This is a genomic window from Bifidobacterium sp. ESL0827, assembly GCF_052606685.1.
The window spans coordinates 932,965-950,672 of the sequence record NZ_CP199597.1; the positions used below are offsets into that span (position 1 = coordinate 932,965).

Annotated in this window: 13 protein-coding genes; 3 read left to right on the forward strand and 10 right to left on the reverse strand. The window is 63.3% G+C overall.

The window, feature by feature from the left end; all coding sequences use genetic code 11:
- Positions 1 to 96 precede the first annotated feature (96 nt).
- The 3 genes from ACUIAI_RS03655 (at position 97) to ACUIAI_RS03665 (ending at position 1,086) form a co-directional block, all read left to right on the forward strand.
- A complete protein-coding gene (locus tag ACUIAI_RS03655; protein WP_110412950.1) occupies positions 97 to 456 on the forward strand; it encodes a hypothetical protein in 360 nt (119 codons plus the stop codon).
- Between the two features lie 15 nt (positions 457 to 471).
- Positions 472 to 654, forward strand: coding sequence for a hypothetical protein (locus ACUIAI_RS03660; RefSeq protein ID WP_110412951.1), 183 nt, complete (start codon positions 472 to 474; stop codon positions 652 to 654).
- Positions 655 to 765: 111 nt separating this feature from the next.
- On the forward strand, positions 766 to 1,086 hold the full coding sequence (locus tag ACUIAI_RS03665; RefSeq protein ID WP_445342675.1) for a hypothetical protein: 321 nt from the start codon (positions 766 to 768) through the stop codon (positions 1,084 to 1,086).
- 58 nt (positions 1,087 to 1,144) lie between these two features.
- Here the strand turns inward: ACUIAI_RS03665 and metF are convergent, their stop codons facing one another.
- The 10 genes from metF to gltB all read right to left on the reverse strand — a co-directional run bounded on the left by metF (position 1,145) and on the right by gltB (position 17,630).
- On the reverse strand, positions 1,145 to 2,026 hold the full coding sequence (metF, locus tag ACUIAI_RS03670; RefSeq protein ID WP_445342676.1) for a methylenetetrahydrofolate reductase [NAD(P)H]: 882 nt from the start codon (positions 2,024 to 2,026) through the stop codon (positions 1,145 to 1,147).
- Positions 2,019 to 4,355 (reverse strand): 5-methyltetrahydropteroyltriglutamate--homocysteine S-methyltransferase, encoded by a 2,337-nt coding sequence (gene metE / locus ACUIAI_RS03675; protein ID WP_445342677.1) that lies wholly within the window; start codon positions 4,353 to 4,355, stop codon positions 2,019 to 2,021. Before metE ends, metF begins: the two co-directional genes overlap by 8 nt.
- Positions 4,356 to 4,533: 178 nt before the next feature.
- A complete protein-coding gene (locus ACUIAI_RS03680; RefSeq protein ID WP_445342678.1) occupies positions 4,534 to 5,094 on the reverse strand; it encodes a SixA phosphatase family protein in 561 nt (186 codons plus the stop codon).
- 79 nt (positions 5,095 to 5,173) lie between these two features.
- Positions 5,174 to 6,307 carry a tRNA (adenine-N1)-methyltransferase gene (locus ACUIAI_RS03685; protein ID WP_445342679.1) on the reverse strand — a complete coding sequence of 378 codons (1,134 nt, stop codon included), beginning with the start codon at positions 6,305 to 6,307 and terminating at the stop codon, positions 5,174 to 5,176.
- A gap of 6 nt (positions 6,308 to 6,313) precedes the next feature.
- A complete protein-coding gene (locus tag ACUIAI_RS03690) occupies positions 6,314 to 8,260 on the reverse strand; it encodes an ABC transporter ATP-binding protein (protein ID WP_445342680.1) in 1,947 nt (648 codons plus the stop codon).
- A complete protein-coding gene (locus ACUIAI_RS03695; protein ID WP_445342681.1) occupies positions 8,261 to 10,024 on the reverse strand; it encodes an ABC transporter ATP-binding protein in 1,764 nt (587 codons plus the stop codon). It lies immediately after the preceding gene.
- Between the two features lie 142 nt (positions 10,025 to 10,166).
- Complete coding sequence (locus tag ACUIAI_RS03700; RefSeq protein WP_445342809.1) at positions 10,167 to 11,006, reverse strand: ABC transporter ATP-binding protein; 840 nt, start codon at positions 11,004 to 11,006, stop codon at positions 10,167 to 10,169.
- Positions 11,007 to 11,008: 2 nt separating this feature from the next.
- Complete coding sequence (locus tag ACUIAI_RS03705; protein ID WP_445342682.1) at positions 11,009 to 11,461, reverse strand: tripartite tricarboxylate transporter TctB family protein; 453 nt, start codon at positions 11,459 to 11,461, stop codon at positions 11,009 to 11,011.
- Positions 11,462 to 11,506: 45 nt separating this feature from the next.
- Entirely contained in the window at positions 11,507 to 13,054 is a 1,548-nt protein-coding gene (locus ACUIAI_RS03710) for a glutamate synthase subunit beta (protein ID WP_445342683.1), read from the reverse strand.
- A gap of 1 nt (position 13,055) precedes the next feature.
- Positions 13,056 to 17,630, reverse strand: coding sequence for a glutamate synthase large subunit (gene gltB, locus ACUIAI_RS03715; RefSeq protein WP_445342684.1), 4,575 nt, complete (start codon positions 17,628 to 17,630; stop codon positions 13,056 to 13,058).
- Positions 17,631 to 17,708: the final 78 nt, after the last annotated feature.

Sequence of the window (17,708 nt, forward strand, 5' to 3'; positions counted from 1 at the left end):
CCGCAACGGCTCTGATGTCTGCGGAACCGGTACAGGCATTATAGGGGTGACGGGTCGTCAGCCCTTGCAGCCCTCCCGAAAGGAGCAGACGGCACAGTGTACGAAATCATAGTGGGCCATGTCAGCGGCTGCCATCCTGCACAGCCTCAGCCGCGGAAAGGATCTGACGGCCAATGCCGGCTGATCATAGGTGACTCAGCCATCCGCATTGGCAATGCCATGAATCCCGAGGTGGTGGTCCTGGCAGGCATCCTGAACACAACCGAATACGTGTTCTTAGAGCCCCTTCGTGAAACTCTCCGGGGCATGTTTTCCCCCGACACCACAGTCTGCATAAAGGTGCTCCCTGCCCGCTATCTGATTACTGGATCCGCTCTTAAGGCGGCTATGATGGCTGTCAATGGCGTCGACGAGCACATTGATGTGTCCACAAAATTCGCAGGTCGATCATCGTAGAGGAGGTGACGCTGATTGCACGAAACCGCAGTCTTTCCGAAGATGGACGACCCATATGTCAGTTTCAAGTTCGCTGAAGCCCCCAAGCATGTCAAGCTGGATGTCTCCTCTAACCTCTTCTGCGGCGAACAACTGTGCGATCATCACCATTCCCGTGATGACGACAACATGCGTAGACACGCCGGTCAGGCCCTGTAGTTCTTTCCTCCCCGACCCTTACAGACCAACTCTTGCCGAATCTGCCAGTGGGGCAAAACAGACCGTATCAGACAACAGAACCTCAGCAATCATGAACGAAGGAATCCTAGAATGCAACTGGCCGATACCCTACTGACCATCGTCTGTGCCCTGATAGGACTGGCATGGGGACTGATATACGGACTTCTTCCTAAGAAAAACGACCGCCTGACCGACAGGCAGCAACGCTGGATACCGGTCTTATCCCTGATCGGCACTGGCCTGGTGATGATTCTCATTCTGTTGGGACGCGATCTGGTATCCTGGATAACCATCGGAGCGATGGTCCTTGGGCTCGTAATTGGCATAATCCCGCCACTGAACAGAGTTGCGCTCAAGATCTGGCCATGGCTGAGGCCCCGCACCGATGACCAAGGCCTAAAGCGTCGCTGAAAGCCGAAAATCACGCTTTTACAGCCATCGATGCGGGTGCTCCTCCGCCTTTATGCAGTTAGTTTTGGCTATTGACCGGCTCCTCTTTGGTGCCTACCTGCCAGAAAAGGTGGCGTACGTTGTGCCAGATGCGCCGGGTGACACCAGAGTGGTTCATGGAATACAGGTGAATGCCGTCCACCCCATGAGCCACCAGGTCGGCGATCTGCTGTGAGGCGTAGATGATGCCCGCCTCGCGCAAACTGGCCCGATCGTCGCCCCAACGCTCCAGGATGGACTCAACCGCAGCCGGGATTCGCGCCTTGCAGACCTCGCTCATGTGCCGTACCTGGCCCTCGTTGGTGATGGGCATGATGCCGGCCTCGATGGGCACCTGGATGCCGGCTGCCCGTGCCCGGTCCAGGAAGTCCAGAAAATCAGCATTGTCGTAGAAGAGTTGCGAAACCAGATGATCCACGCCGGAATCCACCTTGATTCGCAGATTCTCAATGTCCTCCTCGGGCGAGGCGGCCTCCGGGTGGGTCTCCGGATAACAGGCTCCGTATATCGACAGATTTGGCCGACGGGACCGGATGTAGGCGGCAAGGTCGCTGGCATGTTCGAAGACTCCGGCAGGCTCACGACCCTCCACGCTGTCGCCTCGCAGGGCCAGCACCGCTGCTACACCTGCATCGTCGAACATGTCCAGAGCCTGATCGATCACCTCGCGGTCCGCGTACTGGGCAGTCAAGTGCGCTACAGCAGGGATGCCATATTCGGTATGTATGGTCTTGGCTATGCGGGCCGTGGCCGTGCGGTCCGAGCGCCGACCGGTCCCGTAAGTCACCGAGATGAAGTCGGGCATCAGTCCTTCCAGCCCATCCAGGGTGTCATAGATGGTGCCCACCGGGGCATCGCGCTTGGGGGGAAAGACCTCCAGGGAAAAGATAGGCTCATGCATGATCCGACTCCTGACTGGACGATAGCTCCGCGCGCACCTGATGGGCGGCGGCCACCATGTGCTCCAGGCTGGGCCAGGTCTCCTTATCGCCTCGGGTCTTGAGTCCGCAGTCGGGATTAATCCAGACCTTAGCCGCATCCAGCTTCTTCAGGATAGCGTGGATCCGGTCCACGATCTCCTCGGTGGAGGGGATGCGCGGCGAGTGGATGTCGTAGACTCCGGGGCCTGCCTCGGTCTCGAACTTGGCCTCCTGGATGGCGTCCAGGACGGTCAGGTCGGAGCGGGAGGCTTCGAAGGAGATCACATCGGCGTCCATGGCATCAATGTCCTTGATGATGTCGTTGAATTCCGAGTAGCACATGTGGGTATGAATTTGAGTGGTGGGTTTAACCCCGGAATGAACCAGCCGGAAGGCTGGGATGGCCCAGTCCAGGTATCGGCTGTGCCAGTCGGAGCGCCGCAGCGGCAACTTCTCGCGCAGGGCGGCCTCGTCGATCTGTATGATGCGGATGCCAGCAGCTTCCAGGTCCAGGACCTCGTCACGGATGGCCAGGGCCAGCTGGCGGGTCTGCTGTTTGTGGTCAATGTCTTCGCGGGGCCAGGACCAGTTGAGAATGGTCACCGGACCGGTCAGCATCCCCTTGACCACATGGTTGGTGCGGGACTGGGCGTATGAGGACCAGCGCACGGTGATGGGCCGGGCGCGGGAGATATCACCCCAGACGATGGGAGGCTTGACGCAGCGGGTGCCATAGGACTGTACCCAGGCGTTCCGGGTGAACAGGTAGCCCTTGAGGTTCTGGCCGAAGTATTCGACCATGTCGTTGCGCTCGAACTCGCCGTGGACCAGCACATCCAGGCCGATCTGCTCCTGGTGATCGATGACCTGGTCGATCTTGCGGGCGATGAAGTCGTCGTAGTCCTCCTGGCTGATTTCCTTCTTGCGCAGGCGGGCCCGCTCGGCGCGGACCTCGGCGGTCTGGGGGAAGGAGCCGATGGTGGTGGTGGGCAGCAGAGGCAGACCCAGCTCCTGGGCCTGGATCCTCTGTCGTTCGGGCCGGGCCGGGTTACGTACAAAGTCCTCGTCCTTAAGACCGGCCAGGCGCTGTTGCACCTGGGGGTCGGGCTGAACGCGGCTGCCGTCGAAGAGCTTCTGGTTGTCAGCAAGGGCCTTGCTGGAGCGTCGCTGGTCTTCGCCGGCATCGGCCAGCTGGGCCAGATCGTGCAGCTCGCCCAGCTTCTCCAGGGCGAAGGCGAAGTGGGGCCGCAAGGTGTCGGCATCCAGCCCATCCTCGTCGGCCACCGTGTAAGGCACGTGCAGGAGGGAACATGCGGTTGACACCACCACATTCGAGGTCACCTGGTGCAGAGCATCCAGGAGGCCCAGGCTGACTGCATAGTCGTTGCGCCAGATGTTGCGGCCGTTGACCAGGCCAGCGAAGATGGTGGTTCCCTCGGGCACGCCGTGCTCCTTTAGGGCCGCCAGATTCTCATCCCTGCCCTCGACCAGATCCAGGCCGATCCCGTCGAAGCCCAGGTCAGTCAGTTGGTCATAGCAGTCGCCCACATGGCCGAAGTAGGTGTTAAGCAGAATACGGACCTTGCCCTGGTCACTTTGGCGGGCCTTGAGAATGGGCTGGTAGAGGGTATCGAAGAGGTCCTGGTCGCCCGGTTCTTTGTCCAGGACCAGGCAGGGCTCGTCCAGCTGTACCCAGTCGGCGCCCAGTCCGATGAACCGTTCCAGTATGGTCGCATAGGCCTTGGCCAGATCCTGGACCAGTGCCGGGTCAGGATCCAGCAGCTCGCCCTGGGGACCGCGTGCCAGCTTGAGGAAGGTGTATGGTCCGATCAGCACCGGCTTAGCGGCGATGCCCTGCTCGCGCGCCTCCTGGAACTCCTTGAAGGGTTTGTCGCCTTCCAGGGCGATTTTGGTGTCCTGATCGATCTCGGGAACCAGGTAGTGGTAATTGGTGGTGAACCACTTCTTCATGGGCAGGGCGGTCACATCACCCTGCTCCCCTTGGTAACCACGGCCCATGGCGAAGAGGGTGTCCTCGGGGCCCAGGCCCAACTTCCGATAGCGATCGGGCACGACGCCCAGAAGGATGGACGTATCCAAGATCTGGTCGTAGTAGCTGAAGTCATTGACGGGAATCAGGTCGACGCCGGCCTCCTGCTGAAGCTGCCAGTGCCTGGCCCGCAGGTCGGCGGCCGTGCGCCGAACCTCGTCCAGATTTCGTTCGCCCTTCCAGTAGCCCTCGATGGCCCTCTTGAGTTCGCGGTGCGCACCGATGCGCGGGAATCCGGACACGGATGTAATCGCTGCCATGAAACCTCCCAGTTTCGTCCTGATGTCTCCGGTCAGCCTATCAGCGGCGGGGGGAGGCGGGTAATTGGTGCAAATAAGGTGTCGCCATAAATTGAATCGATAACGACATGACAGCAGCCAGGGGATTATTGGTCGCTAAGACTGCCTATAGAAGATCGTCTACGGCTTCTTATGCCGGTCAGTCCTCAAGGTCCTGGGGGCCCAGAATGCCAAGCAAACGGGCCTGGTGGGTTCCCCAGTCGGTCAATGGTCGCTCAGATCCCAGCACGACCATGGTGGCCGGCGGCAGTCCAAGATTGAGCAGGTCCAATAGGTCGGGGTCGGAGTTGTCCTCGGCCAGCCACTGTGAGCAGATAGACATGGTGGGCTCATGCCCTAGGATGAGGACCCGGCGGTCACGATCCTCGGTCTGCGCCAGCTCGTCGAAGACCGCCTGCATGCCGGATTCATAGAGGGATTCCCGGTAATCGACCCGCGGCCCGTCCCCCAGGGGCTTGAGCATGCCGTCCAGGGTCTGACGGACCCGGGGCGCTCCCGAGCAGATGATGCGGTCTGGCACCAGACCCAAAGCGGTCAATCCACGACCCATGATTCGGGCCTGTTTCTGGCCCCGGTCGGTCAGCTGACGGCTGCGATCACCCTGCGACCCCTGGCGTTCGGTCTTGGCATGACGCATGAGCATGAGTGTCCGGCTGCACCTGCGCAGATCCTCGGCCTTCAGACCTTTTCGCAAACCCATGCATACTTCCTTTCCCAAGTTCCTATCAGGCGTCTTCTCCATTATGACAGAGCTGGCTGAAGGTGCGGGTCATGGGCGATCAGCTTTCCTGCTCTTTGCCGCCTTCCAGAGTGCGCACCTGATGACCCAGATCACGCAACACCTTGCGCAGCTTACGATCGGAGACTCGGCGCAGCTCCAGATCCTCGAGATCCTCCAGGTCCTGCATTTCGTGCTCGTGATTGGAACCGCTGATCTTTGCAGGCCGCCGGCCCTGATCCACGTCAGTCTGGTAGTCCTTGGTGGCCCGGATATGTTTGCGTAGCGCCTGCTGGCCGGGAGCCATGGCCCTGCTGGTCAAGAAGAAGCCGGTGTGCCCGATCATTTCATGCTCAGGTCGGACTGCCAGCCCGTCGGCCTTCCAGGAACGCTCCAGGCTCTCCATGATTTCTGGCTCGGTCCATCGGCCGTCTGCGCGCAGGGCCTCGGCAAGTCTGCTGAGCTGGGTGGTGGTGGTCACATAGGCAGTTAGCACACCGCCCGGGGCCATGACCCGATAGGCCTGCTCCAGGCGGTTCCAGGGGTCCAGCATGTCCAGAACGATACGGTCGAATCCGTCCTCGGGCAGGTCGGCCGCAACGGTGTCAAAATCGCCGGTACGCAGGTCCCACTGGGCAGGGCGCTGCCCGAAGAAGACCGTGGCATTGCCCATGGCCACCCGGGCGAACTCCTCCCGCCGCTCAATGCTGGTCAGCTTCCCTTCCGGACCGATGGCATCCAGCAGGCCCAGACTCATGGCCCCTGAGCCGGCTCCCGACTCAAGGACCCTCATGCCGGGACGGATGTCTCCCAGGAGGATGACCCTGGCCACATCCTTGGGGTACATGATCTGGGCGCCGCGAGGCATGGAGAGAATGTAGTCCTCCAGCCGAGGACGCATGACCGTGAAGGCCCATCCTCCGATGCCTCGCGAGGACTTCCAAGGCTTGGCCCTATCAGGCGCCTCTGCGTCTGTGCCGGCATCCTGCTTGTGGCGCATTTGACGCCACTTGTCTGCCGAAATGGTCACCACCACGGATCCCTCGGGCAGGCCAATCATGGCCTCGTGTGGCAGGAGGCCATGGTCGGTCTGTGTCAAACCGCCAGGTTCCAGCATGACTGTCAGTTTGCGGCCACGCCGATCGGTCAGCTGGACCCGCTCCCCTATGCTCAGCGGACCGCGTCTCAGGCTCATGCCTTCTCAGTCCTCCTCGCCCTTGGTGAACTGGGAGTTGTAGAGGGAGGCATAGGCCCCGCCACGCTCCAACAGCTGGTCGTGGGTGCCCTGCTCGATCACCGAGCCGTGGTTGACCACCAGGATCAGGTCGGCGTCACGAATGGTGGACAGCCGGTGCGCTATGACGAAGGAGGTCCTGCCCTTGCGCAGGGTGTTCATGGCCTGCTGGACCAGCAGCTCGGTCCTGGTGTCCACCGAGGATGTGGCCTCGTCCAGGATCAGGATGTCGGGGTCGGACAGGAAGGCCCGGCAGATGGTCATCAGCTGCCGTTCGCCCTGGCTGAGCTCGCTGCTGTCCTCGTTGAGGACGGTGTCGTAGCCCTGGGGCAGCTTGCGGATGAACTCGTCCACGTGGGTGGCCTTGGCGCCATCGATCATGGTCTGTTCGGGGATGGTCTGCCCCTCGTCCAGCCCGTAGAGCAGGTTGTCGCGGACGGTCCCGTCAAAGAGCCAGGTGTCCTGCAGGACCATGCCGAAGTGGCTGCGCAGGTCGTGACGGGTCACCCTCGAGGTGTCCACGCCGTCGATGGTGATGTGTCCGCCCTGGATCTCATAGAAACGCATGAGCAGGTTGACCAGGGTGGTCTTGCCCGCCCCCGTGGGTCCGACGATGGCGATGGTCTGTCCTGGATTGGCCTCGATGGAAAGGTCCTTGATCAGCGGCTCGGCCGGATCGTAGGAGAAGCGGACATGGTCGAAGCGGACATGGCCCTCGACCTTGCCTCCGGTCTCCTGGCCCAGATGGTCGGGATGCTCGATGTCCGGCACCTCCTCGGCCTCGTCCAGGAAGTCGAAGACCCTGCGGCAGGAGGCCAGGGAGGACTGGAGCATGGTGCCCATGGAGGCCAGCTGGCCGATGGGCTGGGAGGCCTGGCGGGTGTACTGGGTGAAGGCCTGCAGGCCGCCCAGGCTCATGCTGCCGTTGAGCACGTGCACACCGCCGATGATGACCACGATCACGAAGCTCAGGTTGCCGAAGAAGGTAGACATGGGCGTGACCAGGGCCGAGAAGAAGGAGGCCTTGAAGCTGGCCTGGTAGAGCTCCTGGTTGCGCTCCTCAAACTCCTCCTCGGCCTTGCGCTGGTGGCCAAAGGCCCGGACCACCATATGGCCGGAGAACATCTCCTCCACGTGGCTGTTGACCTGGCCGGTGCGGATCCACTGCCTGGTGAACTGTGGCTGGGTCTTCTTGAGAATGAAGCCCGCGCACAGGGCCATGACCGGGATGATGATGAAGGCGATCAGGGTCAGCAGGGGGGAGATGGTCAGCATCATGATGAAGGCGCCGATGATGGAGAAGACCGAGAAGATCAGCTCGCCCAGGATCTGCTGCAGGGTGCCCGAGATGTTGTCGATGTCGTTGGTGGTCCGGCTCATGACCTCGCCGCGCGGGGTCCGGTCGAAATACTGCAGGGGCAGCCGGTCCAGTTTGTCCTCAATCTGCCGACGCATGGTATAGACCGCGTCGGAGACCAGCCGGGTCATCAGGAAGTTCTGCACCAGCCTGACCAGAATGGAGATCAGATAGATGCCGATGACGAACATGAGGATGGTGCCGAAGCGCCCCCAGTCGATGCCCACGCCCACCTGGACGTTCATGGAGTCGATCATCCGGGCGAACTTGTCCTGGCCGCGAGACTGCAAATAGGTCACTACAGCCGGCTTGGGAGTGCCGGGCTTGGCACCCATCTTGACCAGCATGGACCCCAGCAGTCCCTCGAAGAGGACATTGGTAGCCTCACCCATAACCTTGGGGCCAATGACGATCATGGCCACGGCGGTCATACCGGCGAGGACCATGACGATGACCCTCCAGGGACTGGCCAGCAGATAATAGACCAGCCGGCCCACGGTGTGGCGGCGGCCTCCCACGGCCTGCGAGCCTGTATTCGTGCTCAAGTTCTTAGCCATCTACTCGGCCCTCCCCTCGTCAATGGTGAGCTCTTCCACGTCGGGACCCTGCCCGCCCTGGGACTGGACGATTTCCTGGTAAGTGGGGCAGTCCTCCATGAGCTCGTCGTGGGTGCCTCGGCCGACGATACGACCGCGGTCAAGGACCAGAATCTGATCAGCCTGGCGGATGGATGCCGCCCTCTGGGCTACGACAATCTGGGTTGCCTCGCGGGTGACCGGAACCAGGGCCTCGTGCAGGGCCCGGTCTGTGGTCATGTCCAGTGCGGAGAAGGAATCGTCAAAGGTGTAGATGCGGGGATTGCGCAGGATGGCCCTAGCCATGCAGAGCCGCTGCTTCTGCCCGCCAGAGAAGTTGGTGCCGCCCTCGGCCACACGGGCATCCAGACCCTCAGGGATCTCACGCACAAAGTCTTCGGCCTGGGCGGTGCGCAAGGCTTCCCATATGCGGTCGTCGTCAGCGTCGGGGTCACCATAGTGCATGTTGTCGCGGATGGTGCCGGTGAAGAGGGTGGCCTTCTGCGGGACCGGCCCGAAGATCAGGGCCAGCTGGTCGGGGTCGTATTCGCGCACGTCGTGGCCATCCACCAGGACTTGGCCGTCGGTGACATCGAACATGCGGTTAGCCAGCCGGATGATGGTGGACTTGCCGGATCCCGTGGCCCCGATGATGGCCGTGGTGGTGCCCGGCCGGGCGGTGAAGGAGATGTCGGAAAGGACCGGGTCCTGGGCGCCCGGGTAGCTGAAGTCCACGTGCTTGAACTCCAGCAGTCCCTGGGGGTGCTCGTTGCGGTAGGGGTTCTCGGGAGCGGCGATCTCGCTGGAGGCCTCCAGGACCTCATTGATCCTTCGGGCGGCCACAGCGGCCCTGGGCAGCATGACCGACATCATGGCAGCCATCATCAGGCCTGACAGGATGATCATCAAGTACTGGATGAAGGCCTGCAGGGCGCCGATCTGCATGGCCCCGGAGTCGATGCGACGGCCACCGAACCACATGATGGCCACGTTGGACATGTTGAGCAGGAACCACATAAGCGGCACCATCATACTCATCAGCCGACCGGTGGAGATCAGAACGCCGTAGACGTCGCGGTTGGCCTTGTCGAAGCGGGCGGCCTCGGTCTTCTCGCGGACGAAGGCACGTATGACCCGCACGCCAGAGATCTGCTCACGGACCAGACGGTTGACGGAATCCAGCATGTTCTGCAGACGGGTGAACAGGGGTCCCATTTTGCCCATGAGCACCAGTGCCACCACCAGGATCAGGGGCACGATGACCGCCAGGGACCAGGTCAGGGGGCCGTCCTGGCGCAGGGCCAAAACCAGCCCGCCGATCAGCATGACCGGGGCCTGCAGAATGATCATGAGGGTCTGCATGGTGGTCATCTGCATCTGCTGAACGTCGTTGGTGGTGCGTGTGATCAGGGAACCGGCCGAGAAGCGCTCGATCTCGTTGAGGCTGAAGCCCTCCACCGAGGCGAACAGATCCCTGCGCAGTTCGTAGCCCATCCTCATGGCCAGCCGGGTGGCGCAGTAGACGGCTACCACGTTGGCCACGATTTGGATGGCGGTGATGCCCATCATCTCCCAGCCAATCCTGTAGATGGCATCCTGGTCGCCTACAGCCACGCCCTTGTCGATGATGTCCGCCTGCAGGTTGGGCAGGTAGAGGTTCAAGGCCGTCTGCGCCACCTGAAAGAGCACCAGAACGGCCACCTGGAGCCAGTAAGGCCGCAGGTAGCGGGTCCATATCTTGATCACGTCAACATCCTTCACGCATACAGGTCTGCCGCGGTCCCCGAGCAGACAAACCACCATAGTCTATACCTGCGTCTGGGCTGATGAATCTGCTATTCCTTGAGCTGATACGGGCGTGTCAGAACGGGTCCGCAGGCAGTGGCGTTCAGACGGCGAAGGCACCCCAGCGTCCGTCGCGGTGGACCACGGTCAGGTCCAGGCCGAAGAGCTCGCTCAGGCGCGGACCGGTCAGTCCACCCTCCAAGGGTCCCTGGTAGACGATGGTGCCCGGATCCGGGTCACCGGTGTCTGCAGTGTCGGCAGGACGCCGGCCCATCATGGCTATCCGATCGAAGCCCAGAGGAATCTCCTCAAGCCGGTGGGTGACCAGGATGACCGTACGGTCCCTATCCTCCCTGCCGATGTCGCTCAAGGCCCTGAGCACCAGCTCGCGGCCGCCCAGGTCCAGCCCAGTGGTCGGCTCGTCCAGGATGAGCAGGTCGGGATTGGCCATCAGCGCCCGGCATATCAGTACCCGGCCGCGCTCCCCCTCAGAGAGCCGATACATGCGCTTGCCCTTGAGGTAGGCGATGCCGAACCGTTCCATCAGGGCCAGGGTGGCCTCTTCCTGCTCGGGCGTGAAGGTCTCCCTCCAGCGGCCGGTGGTGTCGCTGAAGGCGGTCAGCACCACATCGTAGGGATCCTCCTGGGGGCTGATGGTCTTGGCCAGTCCTGCCGATGCCAGCCCTATCCGATGCCGGTAGGAGAAGACGTTCACCTGGCCCAGCCGGTTGCCTAGGATCTCTACGCTGCCAGTGCTTGGAAAGCCTCGCGTGCTCATCATGGCTACCAATGTGGATTTGCCCACCCCGTTGGGACCGAAGAGCACCCACTTCTGCCCGCGACCCACCTCAAGGTTCACATCGTCGAGTATGACGCGGCCTTGACGGCGGAATCCCACGTGCTGCATGAGCACGGCCTGCTTTTCTACCACGCTTTCGGTCATGCTCACAGTGCCGTTCCGTAGGAGTCCAGACGGGGATTGTCCCGGTTCCCGCCTACAAGGAAGAGCCCCAGCACCCCCAGGCAGAAGACCGCCGCGATGGCGATAGTGGCCCAGATGGGAACGTGGGGCAGCCACATGCAGACCAAGAAGGCCAGGCCTGAGCAGATAATCAGGGCCCAGACGAGGATTCGCAGCCATTCGCGTAAGCCGCGAGGAGCCTTCAACAGACGAGGGTTGCGGTCGTTAGGGTCCACAGAGTCCTTCTGCACCAGGTCATCGGTGTGCCCGGTGGGCTTCCACTCCGCGTCCTGGCCAGCCTCCAGCCGACGGGATCGCTCCTGCAAGGCCCGTTCATCCATCACTCCGGCCCTGCCCTTGACCGTCATTCTCCGGTCGTCGCTGCCGCCACGGCGGCTCCGCTTGGCCTGCGCCCTACGTTCAGCGCGGTTGGTCATATCCCACTGCCTCCATCCATTCGATCGGCACCATACCTTTTCATATTAGCGTGGGCGCCGGTCGGCCGCGGGCAGGGTCATGGCGCGCTCATCGGCTCGGATGGGGGCGGGCAACTCGGTGGAACCAGTCAGATACCGGTCCACAGCCGCAGCGCAGGAACGGCCTTCGGCCAGGGCCCAGACAACCAGGGACTGGCCGCGTCCGGCATCGCCGCACACGAATATCCCGTCGCGGTCGGTAGCGTAGTCGGCATCCCGGGCCACGTTGCCGCGCCCGTCCAACCCTACGCCGGTCTGCCCTGTTAGGGTGGCCGTCTCCGGGTGAGCGAAGCCAATGCTGATCAGCACCAGGTCGGCCGGCAGGACCCGCTCGGTATCGGGATGGGGAATGATTCGGTCCTGGTCATCACGGCTGACGTCCACCACGCGAACGCCGCGCACCCGTCCCTCATGGTCCCGGTCAAATCCGGTCGGGGCGCTGGTATGGTCCAGATTGATCTGGTCATCAGACTCAGCACCCAGGTATTCCAGGCTGTCCACGGCGTACTCATAATGGCCGCCCTCCTCCATGGAAGAGGTGGGATTGTAGAGCCGGGCGTAGGTTGGCCAGGGCCGGTTATCGGGCCTGGAAGAGGGCTCCTTGGGACGGATCTGCAGGACGGTGACCGACTTGGCACCCTCTCGCAGGGCCGTGCCCAGGCAGTCCGACCCGGTGTCGCCGCCGCCGATGATGATGACGTCCTTGCCGGCCGCATCGATCTTGTTGATGGGCTCGCGGCCCATGAGTTTACGTGTGGGATCGGGCAGGAAGTCCATGGCGTAGTGGATGCCCTGCAAATCCCGCCCGGGCAGGTCCACCCGGCGGGGCTCGGTGGAACCGATGGCCACCACCAGGGCGTCATAGCGGGCCCGCAACTGGTCCCAGGTCAGGTCTCGGCCCACCTCAATACCGGTGCGGAATCGGGTCCCTTCGGCCTCCATCTGCTCCAGCCGACGATCCAACAAGGACTTCTCCAGCTTGAAGGCAGGAATGCCGTAACGCAGGAGGCCGCCTATGGCGTCGGCGCGCTCGTAGACCACCACCGTGTGCCCTGCCCGGGTCAGTTGCTGGGCGCATGCCAGCCCTGCGGGACCGGACCCGACCACGGCCACGGTCATGTCGGTCAGCCGCTGCGGAGGCCGGGGCTTGACCAGACCCAGGGACCAGGCCTGATCGATGATGGTCTGCTCGTCCAGCTTGATGGTGGTGGCCGGCTGGTGGATGGAGAGCACGCAGGAGGACTCGCAGGGAGCCGGGCAGATCCGTCCGGTGAACTCCGGGAAGTTGTTGGTCAGGCTCAGCCGTTCGTAGGCCTCCTCCCAGCGGCCCCGGGACAGCAGGTCGTTGAACTCGGGTATCAGGTTGCCCAGGGGGCATCCGGTCATGCAGAAGGGGGTGCCGCAGTCCATGCAGCGGGCGGCCTGTTCAGCAGTCCAGGGCCCGGGGCCAGTGGTCTGGTGTACATCCCGCCAGTCCTTCAGACGCTCAGCGACCGGGCGCTCGGCCAGCTCGTGCCGGGTGCGTACCTTGAGGAATCCCTTGGGGTCGACCATATCAGTGCGCTCCTTCCATGACCTGGGCGTAGGTGGCGTCCCAGACGCCGGGCTCGTTGAAGTCCACCTGCTCGCGTTCGGCCTCTTCCATGGCCTTTTTCATGGCCAGATAACGACGGGGAACCAGATGAGTGAACCTGGCCAGTGCTCTTGGCCAGTCCCCCAACAGGGCGGCTGCAGTCTTTGACCCGGTCAACCGGACATGCTCGGCTATCAGTTCCTTGAGCATGGCCGCCTGGTCCTGGTCGGGCTCCAGGGCCAGCAGAGAGCCGTCATTCCAGGCTTCAGGATTGAGCCGGGAGGCATCCATGTCCAGCAGGTAGACATCCCCTCCCGAGAAGCCGGCGCCGAAGTTGCGACCAGTTGAACCCAGAACCACCACCAGGCCGCCGGTCATGTACTCACAACCGTGGTCGCCCAGGCCCTCGACCACGAAGCGTCCGCCACCGTTGCGCACGGCAAAGCGCTCCCCGGCCCGGCCTGCCACGAACATGTCGCCTGAGGTAGCTCCGAATCCTGCCACGTTGCCGCAGATGACGGTCCGGTGCGGATCGAAGCGAACGCCCGGGGCAGTGTGGAGGATCAGACGGCCCCCGGAAAGCCCCTTGCCTGCATAGTCGTTGGCCTCGCCGATCACCCGGATGGTCTCACCTCTGGGGATGAAGGCACCCAAGGACTGTCCGGCAGAACCTGTGAGCGTAATGTCCACGGTGTTCTGTGGCAGGCCTGCCGCCCCGTATTTACGGGTGATTCTGTAGCCCAGCATGGTGCCCACGCTCCGGTTGACGTTGCGCACGGTTGTCTTGATAGCCACCGGCCGACCCTCGTCCAGGGCATCGACGGCCTGATTGATCAGGTCCACATCCAGGGACTTGTCCAATTCGTGGTCCTGGGCCTGGGTGTGGTGGAGCACAGTGCCGGGGGTAGGGCCCGGCTTGCGCAGGATGGCATCCAAGTCGATACCCCGACTCTTCCAGGTCTGCACAGAGGGGTCCCGGCGCAGGCACTCCACGTGGCCGACCGCTTCCTCCAGGCTGGCGAAGCCCAGGGAGGCCAGGATCTCCCGCACCTGGCGGGCCATGAACATGAAGAAGTTGATCAGATCCTCAGGCCGACCGGTAAAGCGCGAGCGCAGCTCCGGATCCTGGGTGGCTATGCCCTGGGGACAGGTGTTCTTGTGGCAGGCCCGCATCATGACGCAGCCCTCCACCTGCAAGGCTGTGGTGGCGAAGCCGAACTCCTCGGCCCCCAGAAGGGCGGCTATGACCACGTCGCGGCCGGTCTTGAGCTCCCCGTCGCACTGGACCACAATCCGCGAGCGCAGGTCGTTCATGACCAGGGTCTGCTGGGTCTCGGCCAGACCCAGTTCCCAGGGGGTACCCGCGTGCTTGATGGCGTTGAGCGGGGCTGCTCCCGTGCCTCCGTCCTGGCCGGAGATGAGGACCACATCGGCATGGCACTTGGCCACGCCCGCGGCCACTGTTCCCACCCCGTGCTCGGAGACCAGCTTGACGTGGATGCGGGCTCGGGGGTTGGCCATCTTCAGGTCGTGGATCAGCTGCTTGAGGTCCTCGATGGAGTAGATGTCGTGGTGGGGCGGAGGCGAGATGAGCTCGACCCCGGGTGTGGAGCGCCTGACCTGGGCGATCCAGGGTGGAACCTTGGCGCCGGGAAGGTGGCCGCCCTCCCCCGGCTTGGCTCCCTGGGCCAGCTTGATCTGCAGATCAGTGGCCGAAACCAGGTAGTCGCTGGTGACCCCGAACCGGGCGGAGGCCACCTGCTTGATGCGGCTGGTCCGGGCCGGGTCCGCAATCCGGTCCGAGGACTCGCCCCCCTCGCCAGAGTTGGACCTGGCTCCCAGCCGATTCATGGCCAGAGCCATGGTCTCATGGGCCTCCTGGGAGATGGACCCGTAGCTCATGGCTCCAGTGGAGAAGCGGGTGACGATGGACTCGGCGGCCTCAACCTGGTCCAGCGGAATGGGCGCCCTGTCGGAATGCAGCTCCATGAGGCCACGGAGGGTCATGCCCTGCTTGGTCGCCGCGTTCACATGGTCCGTGTAGGCACGAAAAAGCCCATAGTCCCCTCGCTTGGTGGACTGTTGGAGCAGGAAGATGGACTCCGGGTCGTTCAGGTGATCTTCACCAGTGCGCCGCCAATGGTAGTTGCCGCCTGTCTCCAGATCATGCCCGGATCCTGCGGACCACTCAATGGGATAGGCCACCCGATGGCGCCGGGCCACCTCGGCGGCGATCTCATCAAGTCCTATGCCGCCCACCAGGGAGGTGGTGCCGGTGAACCAGCGGTCGATGACCTCCTGGCTCAGTCCAACGGCCTCGAAGAGCTGGGAGCCGCGGTAGGACATGATGGTGCTCACGCCCATCTTGCTCATGATTTTGAGGACCCCGGTGCTCAGAGCCCGGACCAGGTTGTTTGAGGCCTTTTTGGCATCCACGTGCAGATCCCCGCTGTTGGCCAGATTCTCTACTGACTCCAAAGCCAGGTAGGGGTTGACGCAGGCTGCGCCGTAGGCGATCAGCAGGGCCACATGGTGGACCTCACGAACATCGCCGGCCTCCACAGCCAGGGAGACCTGGGTGCGGGTGTGCTGACGGAGCAGATGGTGCTGTACGGCCCCGGTCAGCAGCAGGGAGGGAATGGGTCCCCAGATGTGGTTGGAATCGCGGTCGGAGAGGACAAGCACATTGCAGCCCTCCTCGATGGCCTGATCCACCTCCCTTTCGATGGCCTCCAGACGCTCCTCAAGGGCCTTGCCACCTCCAGCCACCTGATAAAGGCCGCGGATCAGACGGGGGCGGAAGCGCCCCTCCAGGACGGGCGCCCGGTCCAGACGCTTGATCTGGGCCATCTGGACGGAGTCCACCACTGGCAGGTCGATGTGGATCTTCCAGGCGTGCTCGGGGGTGTCCTCCAGAAGGTTGGGCTCGGGCCCGATGGCCGAGGCGATGCTGGTCACCAGTTCCTCACGCTCCCAGTCCAGGGGCGGGTTGGTGACCTGGGCGAACTTCTGCGTGAAGTAGTCGAAGAGCATGCGGGACCGGCGTGAGAGCACGGCGATGGGCGCGTCATTGCCCATGGACCCGATGGGCTCGCTGCCGGTCTCGGCCATGGGACCCAGCAGCATGGTCAGGTCCTCCCGGGTGTAGCCGAAGGCCTGCTGCCGGCGGTGGACCGAGATGCGCGAGTAGTTGACATGCTCGCGCTCGGGCAGGTCGTCCAGGCGGACGGTGCGCTCGGAAACCCACTTCCTGTAGGGGTGCAGGCTGGCCAGCTGGTGCTTGATCTCGCTGTCGGGCACTATCCGGCCCTCTTTGGTGTCAGCCAGGAACATGCGTCCCGGCTCCAGCCTGCCCTTGGCGACAATGGATTCCTGGGGTGTGTCTTCCAGGACGCCAGCCTCCGAAGCCAGGACCAGGTGGCCGTCGTCGGTCAGCTGCCAGCGGCCCGGGCGCAGGCCGTTGCGGTCCAGCTGGGCACCCACCAGGGTCCCGTCGGTGAAGACGATGGCCGCCGGGCCGTCCCAAGGCTCGATCAGGGTGTCGTTGTACTCGTAGAAGGCCTTCAGGTCGGGGTCCATGTCCGGATCCTGCTGCCAGGCCGGAGGCATCATCATGGAGACTGCGTGGGGCAGGGACCGTCCTGCCAGGTGGAGCAACTCCAGGGTCTCGTCGAAGGTGCCCGAGTCCGAGGCTCCAGGGGTGTTGACCGGCAGGAGCGGGGCCATGTCGCCCAGCAGTTCCGAGCTCAGCATTCCTTCTCGGGCCGACATCCAGTTGCGGTTGCCCTGGATGGTGTTGATCTCCCCGTTGTGGGCGATCATCCGGAAGGGCTGGGCCAGGGGCCAGGAGGGGAAGGTGTTGGTGGAGAAGCGGGAGTGGACGATGGCCAGGCGGGCCTTCATAGCCGGATCGCTCAGGTCGGGAAAGAAGCCCTGCAGCTGCTTGGTGGTCAGCATGCCCTTGTAGGTGATGGTCCGGCAGGACAGGGAGGCGAAGTATACGCCCAGCTCGTGCTCGGCCCGCTTGCGGACCCGGTAGCCCAGCCGCTCCAGCTCCAGCCCTCCACGGCCTTGAGGCCCGGCGTCGCACATGATGGGCATCAGGAAGCGGGGCATGGAAGCCAGAGCCTGCAGACCCAGTCCGTCAGGATCGGTGGGCACTGACCGCCAGGCCAGGACGCGCAGCCCTTCCTGGCCGGCAATGGAGGCGATGGCCTCCTCCTGGCTGGCAGCCTGCGCCGGGTCCCTGTCCAGGAAGGCCATGCCCGCCAGATAGTGGCCGGCTTCAGGAAGATCCCGGTGGACACGGGTGCGCATGAACCCGTCGGGCATGGAGAGCATGATGCCGGCCCCATCGCCGGTGTTGGGCTCGGCTCCCACGGCCCCTCGGTGGTCCAGGTTGACCAGGACGCGGATGCCCTGCTCGACGATCAGTCTTTCGTCCCGTCGGTTGAGGGTGGCCACCATGCCGAAACCGCAGGCATCGTGTTCCGTATCAGGGTCATAGAGCCCTTGCGGGCCGTGAACGTGCAAATCGAGAGGGGCCGTGAATGACACCGCAATCACCTCATTCGTGGACGGGGGCGGGGCCGGCATGCTCCACCCTTGAGGAGCCTTGTCAATGGTGAATCAACA

What these genes read in the sequence shown, in the direction of transcription:
- ACUIAI_RS03665 (WP_445342675.1), top strand. Translation starts at nt 766, where the DNA reads ATGCAACTGGCCGATACCCTACTGACCATCGTCTGTGCCCTGATAGGA.
- metF (WP_445342676.1), bottom strand. Translation starts at nt 2,026, where the DNA reads ATGCATGAGCCTATCTTTTCCCTGGAGGTCTTTCCCCCCAAGCGCGAT.
- metE (WP_445342677.1), bottom strand. Translation starts at nt 4,355, where the DNA reads ATGGCAGCGATTACATCCGTGTCCGGATTCCCGCGCATCGGTGCGCAC.
- ACUIAI_RS03680 (WP_445342678.1), bottom strand. Translation starts at nt 5,094, where the DNA reads ATGGGTTTGCGAAAAGGTCTGAAGGCCGAGGATCTGCGCAGGTGCAGC.
- ACUIAI_RS03685 (WP_445342679.1), bottom strand. Translation starts at nt 6,307, where the DNA reads ATGAGCCTGAGACGCGGTCCGCTGAGCATAGGGGAGCGGGTCCAGCTG.
- ACUIAI_RS03690 (WP_445342680.1), bottom strand. Translation starts at nt 8,260, where the DNA reads ATGGCTAAGAACTTGAGCACGAATACAGGCTCGCAGGCCGTGGGAGGC.
- ACUIAI_RS03700 (WP_445342809.1), bottom strand. Translation starts at nt 11,006, where the DNA reads ATGACCGAAAGCGTGGTAGAAAAGCAGGCCGTGCTCATGCAGCACGTG.
- ACUIAI_RS03705 (WP_445342682.1), bottom strand. Translation starts at nt 11,461, where the DNA reads ATGACCAACCGCGCTGAACGTAGGGCGCAGGCCAAGCGGAGCCGCCGT.
- ACUIAI_RS03710 (WP_445342683.1), bottom strand. Translation starts at nt 13,054, where the DNA reads ATGGTCGACCCCAAGGGATTCCTCAAGGTACGCACCCGGCACGAGCTG.